Genomic DNA, 18,969 nt, shown 5'->3' on the forward strand with positions numbered 1-18,969 from the left:
ACGATCCCGCTGCGTACCCGCATCACTCCCCGAGGGCGCGTGCACGCGTGCTTCATGGAGCGTCGCTCCATCCGATCAACCTTAACGAGAGCGCGCTGCGCCGTATCGCGGACCCGGGTGCGGGCCGGTGGTGTCGTCACGAGCTCCGCGCAGCAGGTCCGGAACCATGGATACCCATTCCTGTGGACGAGATCGAGACGACCTCGATGTCCGTTCCGTCGGCGAACTCCGAGCCGTCGACTCCCGCTGTCGGTGATCCCGCACCGGGGTCGGTGACCACCACGGCCAGGTCCTCCAACGACTCGACGTCCACGGTCTCGAGATCGGGCGGCGTCGCGAACAGGTGCGTCACCCACTGATCGACGAGGACGTCGGTCAGCGACGGTGCCGCCTCGTCGGGAGCGAGCACCGCGGCTCCGGCGATGCCCGCGACCAGCGCCCGCAGGGCGCGCGAGGTCGAGGACACCGTCGGCGTCGCGAACAACCGTGATTCGTAGTCCACGGCGAGACGCTCGGCCTCGGTGGACACCACGCGGGACAGTTCGTCGAGGCCGAGGACGCGTGCCGATCCGTCGACCGATGCCAGGACCAACGCAGGGTCGTCTCCGCGCTGCGGTCGGACGCGGTCTGCGTAGGTGACCGGGCGCGCGTTCTGCGCCGCGATCTCGGCGGACGCGTCGTCGACGGACAGGACCAGCGGGGCGACCTGTCCGTTCTGCGGTGCGCCGGCCAGCAGCACGACGTCGGCGGACTGCCCGCTGAGGTCGAGGGCCGCACCCGCCTTGAACACGCCCCACCAGAGCGCGAGCACGTCGGGGTTGCCGTCCGCCGACGCCGACCGGACCACGACGCGGGACCCGGCGCCGACGCCGTTCGCGGACAACCATCGTGCGGTGCGGTTCGATCGGGCGTCGAGTTCTGCGTACGTGACGTCGGTGTCCCCCACGACCACGGCGGGCGCATCGGGATCGGACTCCACGGCGGATTCGAAGGACGACACGAAGGACGGTCCGTCGAAGGAGGCCGTCTCGGACGGGCCGGTCTCGGGCACGACCACGGCCGTGACCTCTGCCATCGGCAGGTCCGCGACGAGACGCGTGGGCTCGGTGACCCCGGCCCGCAACAGCGACACCAGATGCTTTCCGAACGTCTCGACGGTGGACGCGTCGAACAGTTCGGTGGAGTAGGTGAACATCATCGTCATGTCGCCGCCCGGCTTGCGCGACCCGTCGTCGTCGACGGTGAGCAGCAGGTCGAAGTTGGCCGGTTCGAACGGGTTCTCGAGTTCGGAGACGGTGATCCGGTCGAGCTCGACCCTGGCGGGCGTGATGTTGCGGAACGCCAGTGCCGTCTGGAATATCGGCGGCACCGAGGAGGTGCGCTGCGGCGCCACCGCGTCGACGACGGTCTCGAACGGCACCTCCGAGTTGGCGAATCCGTCGACGTCGACACGGCGGACGGCGTCGACCAGGTCGGCGAACGTCCGGTCCTCGTCGATCCGCACGCGCAGGGCCACGGTGTTGACGAGCATGCCGACCAGGTTGTCCAACGCGGGCTCCCCGCGGCCGGCGAGGGCCGTTCCGATCGGGATGTCCGTGCTTCCGGACAGGCGCGAGAGCAGAACGGCCAGTGCTGCGTGCACCACCATGAACCGAGTCGCGTTGTGATCGCGGGCGAGCGCCTCGACGCGGTCGGCGGCGAACCCGTCGATCGCGAAGTGGACGGATGCTCCCTCACGGGTCGGCGCCGCGGGGCGTTCACGGTCGCGGGGCAGATCAAGTTCCGCCGGCACTCCCTCGAGCGCCTGCTTCCAGAAGGCGATCTGCGCGGCGGCCACCGAGTCCGCGTCCCGGGGCGAGCCGATGACGTCGCGTTGCCACAGGGCGTAGTCGGCGTACTGCACGGGCATCGGCGCCCAGGTCGGTTCGGTGTCCGACGCGCGCGCCAGGTAGGCGCTGACGAGATCACGGGTCAACGCGACGCGTGAGACACCGTCGGCGGCGATGTGGTGGACGACGATCGCGAGGACCGCCTCCGACGGCGCAGCCGGATCACGCAGGAGCGCCACGCGCAGCGGGACCGAGGTGGTGACGTCGAATCCCCGCGTCGCGAGCGCGACGAAGTGATCCATCCACTGTGCGGACGGCACCGACTCGACCGCGAGGTCCACCCCGGCCTGCTCGACGGTCAGGATCTCCTGCCGCGGAACTCCGTCGGTGTGCGGATAGATCGTCCTGAGGATCTCGTGGCGGGTGACCAGGTCACGGATGGCCTGCCGGAGTGCCTCGACGTCGAGGTCGCCCTCGAGCCGGATACCCAACGGCAGGTTGTACATCGGCGACGCGGGGTCCAGCCGGTTGCTCAGCCACATCCGCTGTTGCGCAAGCGCCAGAGGAATTTCGTCGGGACGCGGCATCGGCACGAGCGCCGGGCGGTCGGATGCGCCGAGGTCGGCAACCACGGCGGCGAGGCGATGCACGGTGGTGGCGTCGAAGACCGCACGGACCGGGACGTGGACGCCCAGCTCGGTGCCGATGCGAGACGCCACCTGGGTGGCGATCAGCGAGTTGCCGCCGAGGGCGAAGAAGTCGTCGTCGAGCCCCACCGGGGTCACGTCGAGGATGTCCTCGAAGACTCCCGCGATGGCCTTCTCGACTCTCGTCGACGGCGCGCGGTACTCACGGTCCGAGTCGTCGGACACCTCGGGCAGAGCCTTGCGGTCGAGCTTGCCGTTCACGGTCAGGGGCAGACGGTCGAGCTCGACGATGCGAGCCGGGACCATGTAGGCCGGCAACATGTTTCCTACGTGGGACGTGATCTCACCGGCGTCGACGGACGACCCCGACTCGGGGACGACGAAGGCCACGAGGACGTCACCGGCGGGACGGCGGACCACGGATGCGGCCGCACCGGCGATGCCCGGCGCCGAGGCGACGACGGTCTCGATCTCGCCGAGTTCCACGCGGAACCCACGGATCTGCACCTGCGCGTCGGCGCGTGCGAGGTATTCCAACGCGCCGTCGCGGTTCCAGCGCACGACGTCGCCGGAGCGGTACATGCGCTGCCCACCGAGGTACGGATTGGCCACGAAGCGGGTGGCGTTCAGGTCCGGACGTCCTACGTATCCCTGGGCCAACTGGTCACCCATGACGTACAGCTCACCCGGAACACCGACCGGGACGGGCCGCAGCGAGCTGTCCAGGACGACGCCGCCGAGGCCGGGCACGGGGGTACCGATGACACTGCCCTGGGCGGACGCGGCGAAGGCCGCGGTCAGCGCCTGGTAGGTCACGTGCACCGTGGTCTCGGTGATGCCGTACATGTTCACCAGACGCGGACTGTCGTCGGAATGCCGTGCGTACCACCGTTGCAGCTGCGAGAGGTCGAGCGCTTCGCCGCCGAACACGACGTGACGCAGCGACAGGGCCGTGCCGGCGCGGTCACGTTCCGCCTCGGCCAGTTGGTAGAACGCGGACGGAGTCTGGTTCAGCACCGTCACGCCGCGCTCGGCGAGCATGTCGAGGAAGTCGCCGGGCGAGCGAGCCGTCCAGTGATCGACGACGACCACGCTGCCGCCCGTGGTGAGGGCGCCCCAGAGTTCCCACACGGAGAAGTCGAAGGCGTACGAGTGGAACATCGTCCACACGTCGTCGGGACCGAACTCGAAGTACTGCTGGGTGTTGCTCAGCAGCGTGACGACGTTGGTGTGCGGCACCGCGACGCCCTTGGGGTTACCCGTCGATCCCGAGGTGTAGATGATGTACGCGACATCGCCGGGCTGCGAGAACGGGAGCAGCGCAGCGGGATCGAGGACGACACCCTCGGCAGGGGGCGCCGCGAGATCGGTGTCGACGATGACGGTGAGACCGTCACGGCGGACCCGCTCCTCGAGGCGCGAGGACACCACAGCGAACCGCGCACCCGAGTCCGCGACGACGTAGTCGACGCGGTCACCGGGGTACTCGGGATCGATGGGCACGTAGGTGGCGCCGGCGCGCATGATCGAGAACAGCACGACCACCAGATCGACGGAACGATCCGCGACGACGGCCACGCGATCACCGACGCCGACACCCAGCTCGTGGAGTCGAGCCGCAGCCGCAGCGGAGCGGATGTCCATGTCGCCGTACGTGATCGACGACGTGCCGAAGCGCACCGCGCACGCATCGGGTGACGACGCGGCGTGGTCCAGCACGCGCGAGACGATGGTGTCGTCGCCGACGGACACACCTTGCGCGACACGCTGCACCGACTGCTCGGCCACGATGCGGTCACTGTCGTCCAGCACGTCGATGTCGCCCACGCGGGTGGACGGTTCGGCGACGATGGTGCGGAGCACGCGCTCGAACCGACGCGCGATCGCCTCGATGGTGGACGCGTCGAACAGTGTGGAGGCGTAGGAGAACGTGGCCGGCATGCCCGCGGGGCGGCCGGCGTCGTCCATCCGGTCGGTCATCGTCAGCTGCAGGTCGAACTTGACCACATGGAGGTCGAGATCGACTGTGGAGAGCCGCAATCCGGTGAGTTCCACCGTCGACCGGCCCAGGTTCTCGAAGGCCAGCATGACCTGGAAGATGGGATGGCGGGACTCCGAGCGCGCCGGGGACAGCACCTCGACGAGCCGCTCGAACGGGACGTCGCTGTTGGCGAACGCCTGCAGATCCCGTTCGCGGACGTGCTCGAGCAGCGCGTCGAACGGTTGGCGTCCGGGCACCGTCGTCCGCAGCGCCAGCGTGTTGACGAACATGCCGACCAGGTCGTCGATCGCGGCGTCGCCACGACCGGCGACGGGCGTTCCGATGACGATGTCGTCGGTCGAGCTGATCTTCGCCAACGTCACGGCGAGCGCCGCGTGGACCACCATGAAGAGCGTCGTGCGGTTCCGGGAGGCCAGCTCGATCATCGCGCGGTGCAGCTCGGGGTCGATGTCGAACGAGTGCAGTCCACCGCTCAGCGACGACCGCGTCGGGCGCGCCCTGTCGAGCGGCAGCGGGAGCAGATCCGGTGCATCGCGCAGCGTCTCGACCCAGTACCGCTCCTGTTGGGCGATCAACGACGTGGGGTCGTCCTCGGAGCCGAGCACCTCGCGCTGCCACAGCGTGTAGTCGGTGTACTGCACCGGAAGTGGCGTCCAGGTGGGCGCGTAGAAGGCGATGCGGGCGCTGTAGGCGGCCATGAGGTCGCGGGCCAGTGGCGTGAGCGAGGCACCGTCGGACGAGATGTGATGCACGACGATGGCCAGCACGTGATGGGTCTCGTCGATCTGGAAGAGCCTGCCCACCAACGGAACGTGCTCGGTCACCTGGAACGTCGTCATCGCGAAGGACAACAGTGCCGTGGGCAGGTCCTCCGCGGTGACGGGCACGGGAGTCAGATCGGGAACGACTGCTTCCGGATCGTGGACCACCTGCACCGGGCCGTCCTGCGTGTCGGGGTACGACGTGCGCAGCGCCTCGTGACGGTCGACGACGTCCATGATCGCGACCTGCAGGGCGGCGATGTCGAGGTCTCCCTCGAGTCGCAGCGCCAGCGGGATGTTGTAGGCCACCGACGACGGATCGAACTGGTTGAGGAACCACATGCGGCGCTGCGCGAGCGACAGCGGGACGGGGCCGGTGCGTTCTCGGCGCACCAACGGCGCCCGCGACACTCCGTGCCCGCCCTGCTGCAGACGGGACGCGAGCGACTCCACGGTGGGAGCCTCGAACAGTGTGCGGACCGAGACCTGGGTTCCCAGCGCCGCGCCGAGCCGCGATACCGCGCGCGTCGCGATCAGTGAATTGCCGCCGAGCGCGAAGAAGTCGTCGTCCAGACCGACCTTCTCCACACCCATCAGTTGGGTGAAGACGGAGGCGACGATCTCCTCGACAACGGTTGTCGGAGCACGGAACTCGCGGGTGGCGAGGACCGGTTCCGGCAGACGGCGGTGGTCGATCTTGCCGTTGACCGTGACCGGCAGCTGGTCGAGCACGACGACCGCAGACGGGATCATGTGGGACGGAAGTTGGTGCGATGCATGGCGCAGCAGCTCGGTGTGATCCAGCGAGACCCCGGGCCGCAACACCACGTACGCGGCAAGGACGGTGGCACCCGAGGCCTGACGGTGCGCGACGGTGACGGACGTCCGGACGCTCGGATGGGTCGCCAGCACCGCGTCGATCTCACCGAGCTCGATGCGGAAGCCGCGGATCTTGACCTGCGAATCGGCGCGTCCCACGTAGACGATGTCGCCGTCGTCGGTCCACCGCACCAGGTCACCGGTGCGGTACATGCGGCCGCCCGGCTCCGCCCACGGGCCGGCCACGAACCGTGTCGACGTGAGACCGACGCGGTTGGCGTACCCACGGGCCAGGTCGACGCCCGCGAGGTAGAGCTCACCCACGACGCCGATCGGGACGGGACGGAGCCTGTTGTCCAGCACGACCTGCCGGGTGCCACGGATGGGTGATCCGATGGTGACGGGGGCACCGGGTTCGAGAGGGGCGGAGATCGACCCGATCATCGTGGTCTCGGTGGGGCCGTATGCATTCCGGAGTGCGGTGCGCGGTGTCCAGCGGGCGGCGACCTCCGACGGCAGCGCCTCGCCGGCGCTGATGATGCTCTCGATCTGCTCGAGACCGTCCGGGTCCAACGACCCCAACGCGGCGGGCGTGATGACCACGTGCGTGACGTTCTTCTCACGGATGTAGTCCGCGAGTTCCTCGCCGCCGAACACGCCGGACGGAGCCAGTGCCAGCGTGGTGCCCGCGGAGAGCGCCATGAGCTGCTCGAAGATGGACGCGTCGAAGCTCGGTGATGCCACGCCGAGGATCACCGAGTCGGACGAGACCCCGTAGGACACCGTCATCTCGCCGATGATGTTGGAGAGTCCGTCGTGGCCGACGACCACGCCCTTGGGCAGTCCCGTCGAGCCCGACGTGTAGATCATCCAGGCAGCGGTGAAGGGGCGGATCGGGGTGGAGCGGTCGGCATCGGTGATCCGCGCCGGAGAGCAGACCTCGAGATCTCCGCACAGCTCCGGATCGTCGATGACCAGCCATTCGACGGTGTCGGGGAGCGAGTCCACGTGCCGACGCGTCGTCACACCGACGCGGGCTCCCGAGTCGCCCAGCATGTGCACGATGCGGTCGAGCGGATACGCGGGATCGATCGGGAGGAACGCGCCACCGGAGGCGACGATCGACCACGTCGCGTGGATCATCTCGACCGAACGGCCGAGTGCCACCGCGACGACACTTTCCGGGCCCACTCCGCGCGAGGTGAGCAACCTGGCGAAACGGTTCGAGCGAGCGTCCAGTTCGGCGTACGTGACCGACTCCGAGCCGCACGTGACGGCGACACGGTCGGGTGCGGAATCGACTGCGCGCGCGATGATCTCGGCGAAGGTGATCTGCGGGAAGCTCTCGGCTCCCAGCGCCGGGACGATGCGTTCACGCTCGTCCTCGGTGAGCAGATCGAGCGATCCGATCGGCGCATCCGGGGACGCCTCGATCAGCGCATCGAGGAAGGTGACGAACCGTGCGCGGTGCGCGTTCAGCCGCTCCTGTGTGTAACGCAACGGGTTGGCCTCGAAGTCGATACGCAGTTCGCGGCCGTCGGCACCCGGGTAGATGTTGAGCGCGAGGTCCTCGACGGGACCGGTGGTCAGAACGTTGTACGACCCGTGCATGTCGCCGAGGCGCAGATCGTCGTGGAACAACATGATGTTGATGGACGGGCCGAACAGTCCACGCTGGGTGACGGATTCACCGCTGTCGCGGCGGATGTCCTCGTGCCGATACCGCTGACGGCGCAACGCCCCGGTCAGCTCGAGCTGGGCACGCGACGCGGACTCGGCGACCGTGCAACTGGGAGGCAGCGCGATACGCAGCGGGACGACGTTGGACACCATGCCGCCGGAGCGCCGCATCACGGCGGTGGTGCGCGCGGAGACGGGCAGGCTCAGCACGGCGTCCTCGGTGCCGGTCATCCGGGCGACGAAGGCGGCGAACGCGGCCACGACGAAGGGTGCCGACGCGGTGCCGAGCTCGGTCACGCGGGCGTCCAGCCGCTCGGCGAGGTCCTCCGACACGTATCCGCCGGCGATCAGGGCGGGCGAGGTGGGCGGCGCCGTGATCGGCGAGAGCGACGGCGGGTCGGGCAGGCTGCGGACCTTCTCCGCCCAGTAGGCGCCGTCCTTCTCGAAGCGCTCGGAGGAGCGGTACTTCGCATCGTCCTCGTACAGGTTGTGCAGATCGACCGCCTTCGACGGTTCGACCTCCACGCCGTCGACAGCGGCCGAGTAGAGCGCGGCCGTGCGCTGGATCATCGTCATCGCGCCGAACCCGTCGAGAGCGACGTGGTGGATGCGGGAGTACCAGAACCAGCGCTTGTCGGACAGCTGCAGGACGTGCGAGACGACGAGTCGATCCACCAGCATGTCCACGGGCGCGCTGTACTCGCGCGTCATCCAGGCCATGGCCGCGGCCTCGGGGTCGTCCTCCGACCGCAGATCGAGGTAGGAGACGTGGTCGTCGATGCTCAGGTCGACGTACTGGAACGGCTCGCCGTCGACCTCGGTCAGACGGAGGTAGCCCGATCCGAACTCCCGACCGGCGCGATCGAGCGCGTCGTTCAACAGCTGGAGGTCGAGCTCACCGTTCAGCTCGACGTAGTGCGCGATCGCGATGGGGACGTCGCCCGCCAACTGCTGCGCGAACCAGATTCCTCGTTGGGCACCGGAGAGAGGGAAAGCCCCCTCCGGAAGCGTCGACTCGACCTGTCCGGGTTCGGTGCCCTCGGCACTGTCCGGGCGTGCATCGTCGCCGCCCGAGCGCGAATCGTCGTCCACGTTCTACTCCCCGTGTTCTCTCGTGACACCGCGAACGATCGCGTGGTCCCAGCTGTCCGAGCCGACCGTCGTCGACGATCCGTTCGGTGCGATTCCCCCGTTTCGCCCCGAACACTCGGTACTGCTGCCGTTGATTCTGTCGCTGCACCCCGCGTCTGCACTCCGGTATCCACTCGTGACGCCGGCGCCGAAGAGCGCGTCGTCGCGGGACAGGGACATGCAGTACCCATGCGCCACACCTGTGAGTAGTGACGATGATCCGGCGAGGTTGATAGTGATCCCTTCGTTTGTCAGGCAGCCTTCCATGCTAGTTGACGCAGACGGGTGCATCCGAATTCGTGTCGCGGCACCGAAGCTCGGACCGCATGTCAGAGGGGGTGAACCGCTGGAAAACAACGCTCGGAACGGTCCGTCTACCCGCTTCTGCGGCGTTTCCACGACCTCGCGTGCGCAGCATTCGCGCTCCTGCGAACGGGAAGTTCTCCTGGACCGTGACCACGCTTCGACACTACCGCCGGGTAGGGACACCGCGCCGTCGCGCGAAGGTCAGTGTCCCCGGTGCGTGACGCGCCCGCCGCTGACGGTGAGGACGACGGGGACGGCGCGCAGGTCCGCATTGGACACCACGTACGGCGACTCGGCGAGCACCACCAGGTCGGCCGGTGAACCGATCGACACACCCGACCGGCCACCCGACGCCGCCGCCAGCGCGACGTCCATCGGTACTGCTTCCGCCGGTGTCCAGGACGGCCGCCCGTCGTCGGTGCGGAAGACGGCGTCGGCGATCGCCGAGCGCGGGTCGGGCGGCGACACCGGCGCGTCGGACCCGAACTGCAGTCTCGCGCCGTGCGAGTGCAGCGAACCGTAGGGATAGGCCCGTGAGCGTCGGCCACGCCACAACGTGTCGGCGACGTCGCGGTCGGTGACCGCGTGCTGCGGCTGGACCGACGCGACGACACCGAGTTCGGCGAACCTGTCGAGATCCTCCGGACGCACCTGCTGGGCGTGCTCCACGCGTCCACCGACCGGGGGATGGAGCCCCGCCGCCGCGGAGTCCCGCACCGTCTCGAACGCATCGAGAACGACAGTGTTCGCGCGATCCCCGATCGCGTGGACCGCCGACGCGATGTGGCCGGCGGCGGCGCGGGTCATCAACCGAACCAGCTCCTCGTGATCGACCAGCAGCAGACCGTGCGATTCCTCCTCGTCGACCGAGTCGGGGTAGGCGTCGTGACAGCAGGCGGTCCTGGTGTTCAGCGATCCGTCCGCCATGATCTTGAGCGGCCCCATCCGCAGCCCACCGCCGGTGTCCGGTGCGACGTCACCCGTGCGATGTCCCGCCGCGAGCGTCTGCTCGAGCCACGTGGGCCATGTCGACGCACTGACCCGCACCGCGGGCTCACGGGCCGCGAACCGTCGCGTCCACGCCGTGATGTTGTCGTCGAACTCGAAGTCGAGCACTTCGGTCACACCCCGCGCCGCCAGATCCACGGTCCCGTCGCAGATGTAGCCGTCGAGCACGTCGCTCCCGACCCGAGCGTCGATAGCACTCCCCATCGCGATGGCCTCGTGGTCGCGGAATACTCCGGTCGGGTGGTCGACACCGAGCTCGGACATCATCGCGGGGGACAACCACACCGTGTGCAGGTCCATGCTGGTCACCGCGACCGAAACACCGGGCAGCGCCGACTCCAGCAGATCCTTGTGCGGCGCGTCCGCCCACAGTGCGCCCCGGAACCCCTGCGCACGAACATCTCCCGTGGCACCCGACGCCACCAGCAGGTCCACGAGGTGACGCGCCCCGGTGGCCGCGCCGACGTCGAGACGGCGCCGCGCGAGAGCCCACTGCGCCATGTGCACGTGCCCGTCGACGAAGCCCGGCAGAAGCACACCACCGCGACCGTCGACCACCTCCTCCCCCGTGATCGACGGCAGTCGTTCGCCGGGTCGGGAGATCTCGGTGACCGTGTCACCGGTGATACGGACGTCCGACAGGGCGTCCCGCGCGGGATCGACCCGCACACGCTGAACAAGCACGCCCGGAACTCTAGTCAGGTCAGTTCGCGAGACGAATCCTTCAGATCGACACCCGACCGTCCGAGCGTGCGTGCTCCCGCCACCAGCGACGCCGTCACCCTCGCGGCATGGTCGTAGTGCATGCCGCCGGGTGGGTGGATGTTCGAGATGCAGTTGCGCTCGGAGTCGTTGCGCCCGGGCTTCGGACCGTGCGTCAGGTAGATGCCGAGGCTGTCCGCGACCGAGAGTCCCGGCCGTTCACCGATGACGACGATGAGCGTCGACACGCCCAGTGCTGCTCCAACATGGTCTCCCAGCGCGACCCGCGCCTGGGTGGCGATCACCGGAGGTGCGATCGTGAACGTGCCCAGCGAGTCCTTCAGCGCAGCGAGCAACCCTGCGCCGTGATCCATCAGTGCACGCGGGGAGAGCCCGTCGCACAACACGATTCCGATATCCGCGTCGACCGTGTCTATTCCGGACAGGTCCTCGGGTTGCCGCCCCAGATCGGGGCGGCGCAGGTACTCGCCGCGGGTGGACGCCTTGCTGGACACCACCACCGGATCCCCGAGTCCGACCGCGGCGATCTCCCGAGCGAAGCTGTCGGTGTCGAGCGGCATGTGGACCGCGTCCCTTGCCGCGGCGTGGGCGGCACGGAACTCGAGCACCCGCGTCGTCGGCAACGCATCCCCCGCCCGACCGAGACCGATGCGCGCCTGCGTCGTCACGCGGAGGTCGGTCCAGAAGTCCGGGGTGCTCATGCCGGCGTCGTCAATGCTCGAAGGGGTGAGGTGGATGCGTCGATGGGCAGCACCCGTCCCGCGTCGTCGGTCATTCCCAGCCGGTGCATCCACGCCTCGAACTCGGGAGCGGGCTTGAGGCCCAACACTTGTCGAACATAGAGGGCGTCGTGGAAGGACAGGCTCTGGTACCAGAGCATGATGTCGTCGGCACCGGGCACGGCGATGACGAAGGCGGCGCCCGCGGCACCGAGCAGCGTCAACAGCGTGTCCATGTCGTCCTGATCTGCTTCGGCATGGTTGGTGTAACAGACGTCGACACCCATCGGCAGGCCCAGGATCTTGCCGCAGAAGTGGTCCTCGAGGCCGGCGCGGATGATCTGCTTGCCGTCGTAGAGGTACTCGGGTCCGATGAAGCCCACCACCGTGTTGACCAACAGCGGATCGAGCGCGCGGGCCAACCCGTACGCGCGGGTCTCGAGGGTCTGTTGATCGACGGGCTTGCCGCCGGCACCGAAGTGCGAGTTGGCGGACAGCGCCGAACCCTGCCCCGTCTCCAGGTACATGACGTTGTTTCCGACGGTGCCGCGGTGCAACGACCTTCCCGCCTCGTTGGCCTCGAGGAGCATCGGCACCGTCACCCCGAAACTGGAGTTGGCACCCTCGGTTCCCGCGATGGACTGGAACACGAGATCCACCGGAACGCCCTTGCCGATGAGATCCACGGTGGTGGTGACGTGGGACAGCACACACGACTGCACCGGGATCTCGAAACGCTGCCGGATCTCGTCGAGCAGGTACAGCAGATCGGCTGTCGCAGCGGGTGAGTCGGTCGCCGGGTTGATGCCGATGACGGCGTCGCCCGATCCCATCAGCAGACCGTCCAGAGTGGCTGCAGCGATACCGTGCGGGTCGTCCGTCGGGTGGTTGGGCTGCAGCCTCGTCGCCATCGTGCCGGGCAGGCCGATGGTCGTGCGGAACGCCGAGATGACCGTCGCCGCCTTCGCCACCGCGATCAGATCCTGGTTACGCATGATCTTGCTCGTCGCGGCCACCATCTCCGGGGTGAGGCCGGGCGCGACGTCCCGCAACCTGCGGGCACGGTCGGGTTCCGCTGCGACCGTGAGCAACCAGTCGCGCAGGCCACCCACCGTCAGATGCGAGACCGCGTCGAACGCCTGCGCGTCATGGCTGTCGATGATGAGACGGGTGACCTCGTCGCTCTCGTACGGCACCACCTGCTCGTCCAGGAACGTCTGGAGCGGCAGATCCGCCAGAACCCACGCGGCGGCGGCACGTTCGGCGTCCGACTCCGCCGCGCAGCCTGCGAGTTGATCGCCCGATCGCGCCGGGGTGGCCTTCGCCATCACCTCGACGAGTCCGTGAAAGGTGTACGTGGTTCCCGAGATCTGCTGGTGGTAGGTGCTCACCCGAGTTCGTCCTCGGCGGCGGCGAGCGCCGCGAACTCCTCGTCCGGAGAGTTGGCCACCAAGTGGTGGCGGCTGTAGACGCCGAAGTAGACCATGAAGAGCGCGAACACGACCAGGCACCACAGCGCCGCCTGACTGTCCACGAGGAACGTCGCGATCACGGCGAAGGCGGCGATGACGAGCGCGAATCCGGTCGTGACCGTGCCGCCCGGGGTGCGGTACGGGCGCGGCATGTCGGGCTCGCGGCGACGGAGCACGATGTGGCTCACCATCATCAGAACGTAGCTCAGCGCTGCCCCGAAGACGGCCATGTTCAACAACATCGAGCCCTTGCCGGTGAACGTCAGGGCGAAGCCGATGATGCCGGGCACGATCAGCGCCAGCGTCGGCGCCTTCCGGCTGTTGACCACCGACATCGACTTCGGCAGGTAGCCGGCGCGGCTCAGCGCGAACAGCTGCCGGGAGTAGGCGTACATGATGGAGAAGAAGCTGGCGATCAGACCGGCGAGACCGATGTAGTTGACCACCGTCGCGGCGCCGCTGTCCCCCAGCGCCTCCACCAACGGGTTGCCCGACGCCTGCATCGCGTCGGCACCGCCGGCGCCCGTCACGAGGATCAGCATCGCGGTCGCGGTGACCAGCAGAACTGCCATCGCCGCGATGATGCCGCGCGGCACGTTGCGCGCCGGATCCTTCGCTTCCTCGGCAGCGAGCGGCACGCCCTCGATGGCGAGGAAGAACCAGATGGCGAACGGTACGGCGGCCCAGATTCCCAGGTAGCCCATCGGCAGGAAGCTCGACGCGCCCGCGGCGTCCGTCGGGGCGATGTCGGTGAGGTTCGAGGCGTCGAACTGGAAGACCGCGGCGACGGCGAAGATGACGAGGCCGACGAGGGCGATGCCGGTGATGACGAACATGACCTTCAGCGCCTCGCCCACACCGGCGAGGTGCACGCCGATGAAGATGGCGTAGACGGCGAGGTACACCCACCACCCGTCGGTGATCCCGAACAAGCCGAGCGACTCGACGTACGCACCGATGAACGTTGCGATGGCCGCGGGGGCGATCGCGTACTCGATGAGAATGGCTGTGCCGGTAGCGAACCCACCCCACGGTCCGAGCGCGCGCCGGGCGAACGTGTACCCGCCGCCCGCGGCCGGGAGCGCCGACGACATCTCCGCCATGCCCAGCACCATCGCCAGGTACATGCCGGCGATCAGGATGCCCGCGATCAGCAGACCACCGAAACCACCCTGCTCGAGCCCGAAGTTCCACCCCGAATAGTCACCCGAGATGACGTAGCTGACGCCCAACCCTGCCAGCAGCACCCACCCCGCACTGCCGGTCTTGAGCGTGCGCTTGGCCAGGTAGTCGGACGATTCTGCCTGAGAATCGGACGCTACGGGGCGCGGTTCCTTCACGGCCATGGGTGAGCCTCTTTCGGAGTGTGGGCGGGTGGTGAGGTGAGGCTAGGACTGCCGTGTTGCGGGGACGTTGCGATTGTTTTTCCACTGGACGGTGCGCTGACCCGCGGGAACCGCGGCTGCGCGCACCCGGCGGAACCAGGAGTGCCGACGCATCCGTCCAACGCCTGTGATCGATCGACTTCTCGCGCTCCACGACGGTGTCATCACCGCGAAGCAAGCTCACGACGCCGGGGTGAGCCAGGACGCGATCGATCGACGCGTCCGAGCCGGCAGATGGCGTCGCGTCACGCGAGGCGTCTACGTCGCCTGTGACAGACCGTGGACGGATGCCGCCCGTGTGCGGTGCGCCGCGTACTGGGCCGGCGACGGGGCCGTGGTGACATCGGTCAGTGCCGCGTACTGGCACGGACTCGTTTCGGTTGCACCACGCATCGTCGATGTCACGGTCCCGCGCGGAGGACGGAGTAGGGCACCGTCGGGTGTTCGGGTGCGGCGCCGGAACCTCGACCCCGCCGATGTGGTGGCGATCCGCGGAATCCGGGTCACAGCGACGGGTCTCACGGTTCTCGAAGCGTCCGAGGAGATGGGGATGGGCATCGTCGACGTCGCCCTGCGTGGGCGGATGTCGCCGTCCGTGCTCCGGCGCGCACACGATCGGAACCCTCGGCGACGTGGCGCCCCCGCGGCCGAGAAGCTTCTCGTGGCAGCGGAGGGAGGAACCCGGTCGGAAGCCGAGCGCCTCTTCGTCGCCGTGATGCGCGACGGCCGCATCACGGGGTTCCTGGTCAACTTTCCGTGGCGCGGCTACGTGCTGGACTTCGTGTTCCTCGACGAACGCGTCTGCATCGAGATCGACGGCTGGGCCTTCCATTCGGACCCCACCGCCTTTCACCGAGACCGAACTCGGCAGAACGTCGTCGTTCAGGAGTGGACGGTGCTGCGATACACCTGGCGCGACCTCACACAGAGACCCGACGAGGTGATCGCCGAAGTCCGAGCGACGCTCGGACGGTGCGCTGAACCGCGGTAACCGCGGCTCAGCGCACCCGACTCAACCCTGTATCGCCATCCCCGGCACCGGGCAGGCGTCCGCTGCCTCGGCGACGACGATGGACTCGGTGGGGACGGGCGGGCGAGCGCCCTCCTCCCACTGCGCACCGGTGAGGGGTTCCTGAGCCTCGAGTTCCGCGTTCTCCTCGGGGGTGTAGGCGCGGCCACGACTGAGGAACCGCAGCCCCTCCGGCGTCTCGAGGGAGAAGCCGCTACCACGGCCCGGCACCACGTCGAGCACCATCTGGGTGTGCTTCCATGCCTGGAACTGCGACCCCGAGATCCACACGGGAACCAGGTCGCTGCCGGTCGGGAGGTCGTCGGCCACGGTGCCGACCTCCGCCCGCAGATCGAGGATGCCGAGCAGGACGTCGCGGTCCCCGACGATGAATTCGCCTGCGGGATAACACATCGGCGACGACCCGTCACAGCATCCACCGCTCTGATGCATCATCAGCGCGCCGTGAAGACCACCGAGGCGACGGAGAAGCTCCATCGCCCCGGCGGTTGCTTTGAGTCTCGGGAGCATCAGAAGAAGCCCTGAGCCTTCGGGGCGTAGCTCACCAGCAGGTTCTTGGTCTGCTGGTAGTGGTCGAGCATCATCTTGTGGTTTTCACGGCCGATGCCCGACTGCTTGTAGCCGCCGAAGGCCGCGTGGGCCGGGTACTGGTGGTACGTGTTGGTCCACACGCGACCGGCCTGGATGTCGCGGCCGGCCCGGTAGGCGACGCCGCCGTCGCGGGACCAGACACCGGCGCCGAGGCCGTAGAGCGTGTCGTTGGCGATCTCGATGGCGTTGGCGTAGTCGGTGAAGGAGGTGACCGAGACGACGGGTCCGAAGATCTCCTCCTGGAAGATGCGCATGTTGTTCTTGCCGGTGAAGATGGTGGGCTGCACGTAGTAGCCACCGTTGAGGTCACCGCCGAGTTCTGCGCGCTCACCGCCGGTGACGATCTTGGCGCCCTCACCCTTGCCGATCTCGATGTACGACAGGATCTTCTCGAGCTGGTCGTTCGAGGCCTGGGCGCCGATCATCGTCTCGGTGTCCAGCGGATCACCCTGGCGCACAGCCTTCGTGCGGATCGCGGCCAGTGCGAGGAAGTCGTCGTAGATGTCCTCCTGGATCAGCGAACGCGACGGGCAGGTGCAGACCTCGCCCTGGTTGAGGGCGAACATCGTGAAGCCCTCGAGTGCCTTGTCCTGGTAGTCGTCGTTCTGGGACAGCACGTCGGAGAAGAAGATGTTGGGGCTCTTGCCGCCGAGCTCGAGCGTCACCGGAATGAGGTTCTGCGAGGCGTACTGCATGATCAGGCGCCCGGTGGTGGTCTCACCGGTGAACGCGATCTTCTTGATGCGGGGGCTCGACGCGAGCGGCTTGCCGGCCTCGGTGCCGAAGCCGTTGACGATGTTGAGCACGCCCGGAGGCAGCAGGTCACCGATGACGCTGATCAGGTACATGATCGACGCGGGAGTCTGCTCGGCCGGCTTGAGGACGACGGCATTGCCGGCGGCGAGTGCGGGCGCGAGCTTCCACACGGCCATGAGAATCGGGAAGTTCCAGGGGATGATCTGGCCGACGACGCCGAGGGGCTCGTGGAAATGGTACGCCACGGTGTCACTGTCGATCTCGGACAGCGAACCCTCCTGCGCGCGAATGCATCCGGCGAAGTAGCGGAAGTGGTCGATCGCGAGCGGGATGTCGGCGTTCAGCGTCTCGCGGATCGGCTTGCCGTTGTCCCAGGCCTCGGCGAGCGCGATGGAGTCGAGGTTCTCCGCGATGCGGTCGGCGATCTTGTTCAGGATGACAGCGCGCTCGGCGGGCGAGGTCTTGCCCCATGCCGGCGCTGCCTTGTGGGCGGCGTCCAGAGCGAGGTCGATGTCCTCGGCCGTGGACCGGGCGATCTCGCAGAAGTTCTGGCCCGTGACGGGAGTCGGGTTCTCGAAGTACTGACCCTTGACCGGCGCGACCCACTCGTTGCCGATCCAGTTGTCGTAGCGGCTCTCGAATGACATGGCGGCATCGGGTGTACCCGGGCGAGCGTAGACAGTCATCGAACGTGCTCCTTCATCGGTGATACGCCCCCGAGTGATCGGGGGCTGTGATGCGGAACACTAGAACGCGGACAGTTGCAACTACGTTGCGTCAGCGCCCCAGCAGCGCGAGACGGGCCTGCACCTGCGAGAACAGGACGGAGGACGGGTCGAGAGTGCGGAGATAGGCCGACCACGCCGTGGCGTCCTCGCGGCCGTGCACCGACGCTGTCCAGCGCGCGAGCAGTACCGGGTCGCCCGACCGCAGCAGCGCCGCCTGCAGGCGCACCCGCAACTCCTCGCGAATCTCTTCGATGCCCGGTGCGTAGGACGACGGCAGCACGACGCCGACGTACGAGCGCAGCGCGGAGTCGACGTCGCCGCGATCGAGCGCTGCGCGGACGTCCTCGACGTCGGACGCGAGTTCGGCGACCAGTCGGTACGGGCGCGATGCGAGCCCGTCGGCACCGAAAACCTTTCTCAGACGGGACATCTCGGCGCGGACGGTCACCGAGTCCAGGTCGTTCTCGTCGAGGAGTACGGCGAGGTGGTCCGAGCTGAGACCTTCCGGGTGCGCATGCAGGAGCAGCAACATCTCGGCGTGACGGCCGGACAGCGTGATCCGCTCTCCCCCGCGCACAAGGGCCGGCCTCCCGGAGCCCAGCACCTCGAGGCGTAGTCGCGTGTCGATGCCGGTACGCGGCGACTCGAGCAGATGGAGGCGCAGCTCCGACTCGGCCGCGGCGACGGTCGCACGCACGAGGGAGAGCACCTCGGGAACGGCGACGCGGGGGCCGCCTGTGATGTCGATGGCGCCGAGGATGCGACCCGTGACCGGGTGGTGCACGGGAGCGGCACTGCAACTCCACTCGTGCACGGGACGCGAGAAGTGCTCGGCGGCGAAGATCTGCACACAGTGGTCGATGGCCAGCGCGGTGCCGGGAGCATTGGTGCCCATCCGGCTCTCGCTCCAGTCGGCGCCCTCGGTGAAGTTCATGACGTTCGCGCGGTCCTTGGCGGCGGAGTCGCCCTCCACCCACAGCAGGCGTCCCGACGCGTCGGTGATGGCCACGAGCAGACCGGTGTCCGCAGCATCCTCGACGAGCAGTTTCCGGACGACGGGCCGGATGACCGACATGGGGTGGTCGGCGCGGTACTGCGCCAGCGTGACGTCGTCGAGGAGGTTGTCGGCACCGCGATCCGGGTCGACTCCCATGTCACGGCTGCGGTGCCACGAGTCGAGGACGACGGAACGGACCGGGTCGTCGGAGTCGGAGGGGCGACGCAGCGGGTGCCCGACGAACGTTTCGTGGGCGCGGGAGACGGACCGGGCGAGTGTCGCGGCATCGTCGCCGTTCCGCATGGCGACCCAGGGACTGAGCGTCATGCCCGTCCCCGTTCGCGCCGACCAGCACTCACCTGTTCACCCGACTTCTCTTCCTGGA

9 protein-coding genes are annotated in these 18,969 nt (G+C 68.2%); 1 reads left to right on the forward strand and 8 read right to left on the reverse strand.

All coding sequences use genetic code 11. From position 1 onward, the window contains the following. Positions 1–136: 136 nt before the first annotated feature. The 5 genes from AC0IX4_RS05730 to eat form a co-directional block, all read right to left on the reverse strand. Positions 137–8,830, reverse strand: coding sequence for an amino acid adenylation domain-containing protein (locus AC0IX4_RS05730; protein ID WP_471828375.1), 8,694 nt, complete (start codon positions 8,828–8,830; stop codon positions 137–139). A 546-nt stretch (positions 8,831–9,376) separates the two neighbouring features. Next, positions 9,377–10,867 (reverse strand): amidohydrolase, encoded by a 1,491-nt coding sequence (locus AC0IX4_RS05735; protein WP_471828376.1) that lies wholly within the window; start codon positions 10,865–10,867, stop codon positions 9,377–9,379. A gap of 14 nt (positions 10,868–10,881) precedes the next feature. Continuing rightward, a complete protein-coding gene (eutC, locus tag AC0IX4_RS05740) occupies positions 10,882–11,607 on the reverse strand; it encodes an ethanolamine ammonia-lyase subunit EutC (RefSeq protein ID WP_471828377.1) in 726 nt (241 codons plus the stop codon). Next, positions 11,604–13,016, reverse strand: coding sequence for an ethanolamine ammonia-lyase subunit EutB (locus AC0IX4_RS05745; protein WP_471828378.1), 1,413 nt, complete (start codon positions 13,014–13,016; stop codon positions 11,604–11,606). The genes eutC and AC0IX4_RS05745 overlap by 4 nt, the downstream gene beginning before the upstream one ends. Beyond that, positions 13,013–14,443 carry an ethanolamine permease gene (gene eat / locus AC0IX4_RS05750; RefSeq protein ID WP_056073721.1) on the reverse strand — a complete coding sequence of 477 codons (1,431 nt, stop codon included), beginning with the start codon at positions 14,441–14,443 and terminating at the stop codon, positions 13,013–13,015. Before eat ends, AC0IX4_RS05745 begins: the two co-directional genes overlap by 4 nt. Before the next feature lie 166 nt (positions 14,444–14,609). Between eat and AC0IX4_RS05755 the strand changes: the two genes are divergently transcribed. Then, positions 14,610–15,473: a type IV toxin-antitoxin system AbiEi family antitoxin domain-containing protein gene (locus tag AC0IX4_RS05755; RefSeq protein ID WP_471828379.1), complete on the forward strand. Its 864-nt coding sequence runs from the start codon at positions 14,610–14,612 to the stop codon at positions 15,471–15,473. 21 nt (positions 15,474–15,494) lie between these two features. Here AC0IX4_RS05755 and AC0IX4_RS05760 read toward each other — a convergent pair whose 3' ends face one another. The 3 genes from AC0IX4_RS05760 to AC0IX4_RS05770 all read right to left on the reverse strand — a co-directional run bounded on the left by AC0IX4_RS05760 (position 15,495) and on the right by AC0IX4_RS05770 (position 18,911). Further along, a complete protein-coding gene (locus AC0IX4_RS05760) occupies positions 15,495–15,989 on the reverse strand; it encodes a DUF779 domain-containing protein (RefSeq protein WP_056073725.1) in 495 nt (164 codons plus the stop codon). 32 nt (positions 15,990–16,021) lie between these two features. After that, positions 16,022–17,545, reverse strand: a complete 1,524-nt coding sequence (gene adh / locus AC0IX4_RS05765; RefSeq protein ID WP_042573990.1) for an aldehyde dehydrogenase — start codon at positions 17,543–17,545, stop codon at positions 16,022–16,024. A 91-nt stretch (positions 17,546–17,636) separates the two neighbouring features. Beyond that, positions 17,637–18,911, reverse strand: a complete 1,275-nt coding sequence (locus AC0IX4_RS05770; RefSeq protein ID WP_471828380.1) for a sigma-54-dependent transcriptional regulator family protein — start codon at positions 18,909–18,911, stop codon at positions 17,637–17,639. Positions 18,912–18,969 lie beyond the last annotated feature (58 nt).

The organism is Rhodococcus sp. AC861, from assembly GCF_979256035.1.

What these genes read in the sequence shown, in the direction of transcription:
- eutC (WP_471828377.1), bottom strand. Translation starts at nt 11,607, where the DNA reads ATGAGCACCCCGGACTTCTGGACCGACCTCCGCGTGACGACGCAGGCG.
- eat (WP_056073721.1), bottom strand. Translation starts at nt 14,443, where the DNA reads ATGGCCGTGAAGGAACCGCGCCCCGTAGCGTCCGATTCTCAGGCAGAA.
- AC0IX4_RS05760 (WP_056073725.1), bottom strand. Translation starts at nt 15,989, where the DNA reads ATGGAGCTTCTCCGTCGCCTCGGTGGTCTTCACGGCGCGCTGATGATG.
- adh (WP_042573990.1), bottom strand. Translation starts at nt 17,545, where the DNA reads ATGACTGTCTACGCTCGCCCGGGTACACCCGATGCCGCCATGTCATTC.
- AC0IX4_RS05770 (WP_471828380.1), bottom strand. Translation starts at nt 18,911, where the DNA reads ATGACGCTCAGTCCCTGGGTCGCCATGCGGAACGGCGACGATGCCGCG.